This is a genomic window from Synechococcus sp. H55.11, from assembly GCF_047462475.1.
GTDB lineage: Bacteria > Cyanobacteriota > Cyanobacteriia > Thermostichales > Thermostichaceae > Thermostichus.
Genome location: NZ_JANSJI010000344.1, coordinates 1 through 3,179, shown reverse-complemented (window position 1 = coordinate 3,179; position 3,179 = coordinate 1). Strand labels below are relative to the sequence as shown.

General features: G+C 61.6%; 4 protein-coding genes. All 4 read left to right on the top strand.

Annotation, left to right across the window (positions count from 1 at the left end):
* Positions 1 to 212 precede the first annotated feature (212 nt).
* Positions 213 to 974: a ChaB family protein gene (locus NW853_RS13265; protein ID WP_414336120.1), complete on the top strand. Its 762-nt coding sequence runs from the start codon at positions 213 to 215 to the stop codon at positions 972 to 974.
* Between the two features lie 127 nt (positions 975 to 1,101).
* Positions 1,102 to 2,034, top strand: a complete 933-nt coding sequence (locus tag NW853_RS13260) for a DnaJ C-terminal domain-containing protein (protein ID WP_414336118.1) — start codon at positions 1,102 to 1,104, stop codon at positions 2,032 to 2,034.
* On the top strand, positions 2,031 to 2,312 hold the full coding sequence (locus NW853_RS13255) for a chaperone modulator CbpM (RefSeq protein WP_414336116.1): 282 nt from the start codon (positions 2,031 to 2,033) through the stop codon (positions 2,310 to 2,312). The genes NW853_RS13260 and NW853_RS13255 overlap by 4 nt, the downstream gene beginning before the upstream one ends.
* A gap of 71 nt (positions 2,313 to 2,383) precedes the next feature.
* Entirely contained in the window at positions 2,384 to 3,133 is a 750-nt protein-coding gene (locus NW853_RS13250; RefSeq protein ID WP_414337143.1) for a photosystem reaction center subunit H, read from the top strand.
* Positions 3,134 to 3,179 lie beyond the last annotated feature (46 nt).

Genomic DNA, 3,179 nt, shown 5'->3' with positions numbered 1-3,179 from the left:
TCCCTGAGGGAGAGGGGCTGGGGGTGGTCGCGTGAGCGGCGCGGAGCGCTTGGGCAGGCCTCCTCAGTACGGAGATCGCTCCAGGAGTTTCGCGATCCCTCGACTTCCCCTGAGGCGGCAGAGGGAGATAATGGGCGGCATGGGCAAAGAGGGGAAAAGCTTGCCAAAAGCTGCCCTCAGCCTTCTCGGCCAAAACTTTCCCAGGAGCTTTTATGAGTGCCTTCGCCCAAGCCCCCAAAAAGTGCGTTTCTGCCGTTTTTAAAGAAGAAGCCAAAGTCCAAGAGTGCATCCAGCGCCTGCTCAACCGCGGCATCCCCAACGATCGCATCTCCATCATTGGCCGCAATTTTCAAACGGAAGCCAAAATCAGCGGCTTTATCACCCGCAAGGATGTGGTTCTCGACGGGTTGACCAGCGGCGCCATTTATGGATCCCTGTTTGGATCCCTGTTGGGGCTACTTACAGGGGTAGGGGTGCTGTTTATTCCCTTTTTGGGAGCGGTGGTGGCCGCCGGGCCCTTGGGAGCGGCGCTGCTGGGGGCAACCGGTGGCGCTCTCTACGGGGCGCTGGGAGCGGGGCTGGGATCCGCCCTCATTGCCCTGGGCATGCCGCAGGAGAAAGCTGCCATCTACCAAACCCGGGTGCAAGCAGGTGAGTTCCTCTTGGTGGTGCAGGTGCCGGAGGAAAAAGCCGGCGAAATCTACTTGCTGTTGCAAAGTGCCGGCGGCGAAGAGGTGGCCACTGCCGACTTGAACTTGCCCAGTGAGCCAGAAGGCAACCTGACGCCGGAGACCATCTCCCCAGAAATCCGCGCCGATCTCTCAGAAGAAGCCCAGCAAACCTTTGTGGAAGCCTATAACCAGGCCAAGGCAGAGGGCAACCCCGTCGCCCAAGCGCTGCTCAAGGCTTGGGAAAAGGTCAAACAAGTTTTCACAAGGGACGACAAGGGGATCTTTTCCAGGCGCAAGCCCTAGCCCAGATAGCTTCTCAACAGCAGGAGCAGAGCCAACTGCCCCGCCGTGGCTCCGTCTCTTCAATACCCACCTTACATTCTGAGAAGTATCCTGAAAAGCCTTAACCTGATTTCGTAGGGGTGAGCTTATGGCTGCGAGCGATTTCAAGGACTACTACCAGATCCTGGGCGTCAGCCGAGATGCTTCTTTAGAGGAGATCAAGCGCGCCTATCGCAAGCTGGCTCGCCAGTATCACCCCGACGTTAACCCCGGCAACAAGGCAGCCGAGGAGCGCTTCAAGGAGATCAACGAAGCCTACGAGGTGCTCTCGGATCCGGACAAGCGGCGGCGCTACGACCAGTTTGGCCAGTACTGGCAACGGGTGGGCAGCGGTGCGGCGGCAGGGCCGGGCATGGAAGGATTTGCCCAGTACACCAACTTTGAGGACTTCATCAACGATCTGCTGGGCCGCATGGGATCCCGCCGCGGCGGCTTCCAGGGTTTCACCACCGGGTTTGGGCCGTTTGTCTCGGTGGATCTGCCAGGGCAAGACGTAGAAGCCACGCTAGGCCTCACCTGGGCAGAGGCCTTCCACGGCACCCAAAAGCGGCTGAGCGTGGATGGCGAAACCCTCACCATCCGTATCCCTGCCGGCGCCAAACCCGGCAGCCGCATCCGCGTCAAGGGCAAAGGCCAATATAGCCCCTTCGGCGGGCCGAGGGGGGATCTCTACCTCACCCTGGAGCTGCCTCCCCACCCCTTCTTCCGCTTTGACGGCGACAACCTGCTCTGCGAGCTGCCCATCACGCCCGATGAGGCGGTTTTGGGCGGCACGGCGGAAGTGCCCACCCCCACCGGTCGGGTGCAACTGAAGATCCCTGCCGGCGTCGATAGCGGCCAAACCCTGCGGCTGCGCGGCCAAGGCTGGCGGGATCCCCAAGGGCAGCGAGGCGACCTGCTGGTGCGGCTAAAGGTTGTCACGCCCAAATCCCTCTCCCCCACTGAGCGGGATCTTTACGAGAAACTGCGGCAAAATCGGAGCTGGGATCCCCGCGCCTACTTGCAGGAGGTGAGGCTATGAGCTTGGCCATTGTGCGGTTGGAAGAACGCCTCTATACCTTTGAGCAGGCCAGCGAAGTAGCTGGGATCCCGCCCCACCTCTTGGAGTGGCTGCTGGCCCACGGTTTGGTGGAAGCCGAAAGCAGCTACCTCACCCCCCAGCAGCTCAGGCGCCTGCTCCAGATGATCCGTCTGCATCGCGACTTGGGCCTCAACTGGGTTGGGGCGGCGATGGTTTTGGACATGGCCCAGGAAATTGCCCGCCTCAGGGCGCAGCTCCACCACTACCGCGGGTTTTGAGGATCCCGGAACCCCTACGACAACCCCACTGAACCCTGCTCCTTGTCAACTTTAATTAAGGAGAACTCTTCATGGAACAGATCATCCGACGCAGCCAAGTGGTGGGCCTGCTGGCCCTGGATGGCAGCACCGCCACGGCCCTGGGCACCGTCGAAGAAATCTGGGTCGATCCCCAGGGACGGGTCTGCTACTTCACCAGCCAGCAGGGCTACACTCCCCTGGAGCAGATCTCGCTCATCGGGCCGGACGCGCTGCTGACCTACTCCGCCGTTTTCGCCACCCCGGCAACGCCCCTCAGCTCCCTCTACCGGCGAACGGTGCGCATTGGGGATCAGCCAGTGGGTTGGATTGAGGATTTTCTCTTCGACTGGGAGACCGGATCCATTGCTGCTTACATCCTGGGGGGCAGCATTGCTGAGCCCTGGGGAGGGCGCGCCGTCCTCTTACCTGAGGATGTAGAGGCCATCGACGTGGACGCGGTGGTGGTCAAGGAAGATGCTCCCCAGCGCCTCAAATCGGAGACTGAGGGCCTAAAGAACTTTTGGAGCGAAAAATCCCGCCAAGTCAAGCAGCTCATCCAGCGCATGGGGGAGCGCCTCAAAGCCCTGGTCGGCCCCCAGGATCCGCCGGAGGTGGTGCGCGTCAAGGTCAAGCAGGTGCGGGACGAGCTGGCCAAAGGGGGCAAGTTCGACCTCTCCCTGCTGGATGAGGCGGCAGAGTTTTTGCAGCAAAAATGGACAACCTGGCAGCAGCGCCTCAGCCGCGCCGCCCAGCGCATGCAAGCTGCCCTCCAGGCCGCCTGGGAGAAACTAACCGAGTGATGCTCCAACTCCCCTCTCCCAAAGGGAGAGGGGGCGGGGGTGAGGG

Excerpts from the sequence above, each read along its gene's own strand:
- NW853_RS13265 (WP_414336120.1), top strand. The coding sequence starts at position 213 with ATGAGTGCCTTCGCCCAAGCCCCCAAAAAGTGCGTTTCTGCCGTTTTT.
- NW853_RS13260 (WP_414336118.1), top strand. The coding sequence starts at position 1,102 with ATGGCTGCGAGCGATTTCAAGGACTACTACCAGATCCTGGGCGTCAGC.
- NW853_RS13255 (WP_414336116.1), top strand. The coding sequence starts at position 2,031 with ATGAGCTTGGCCATTGTGCGGTTGGAAGAACGCCTCTATACCTTTGAG.
- NW853_RS13250 (WP_414337143.1), top strand. The coding sequence starts at position 2,384 with ATGGAACAGATCATCCGACGCAGCCAAGTGGTGGGCCTGCTGGCCCTG.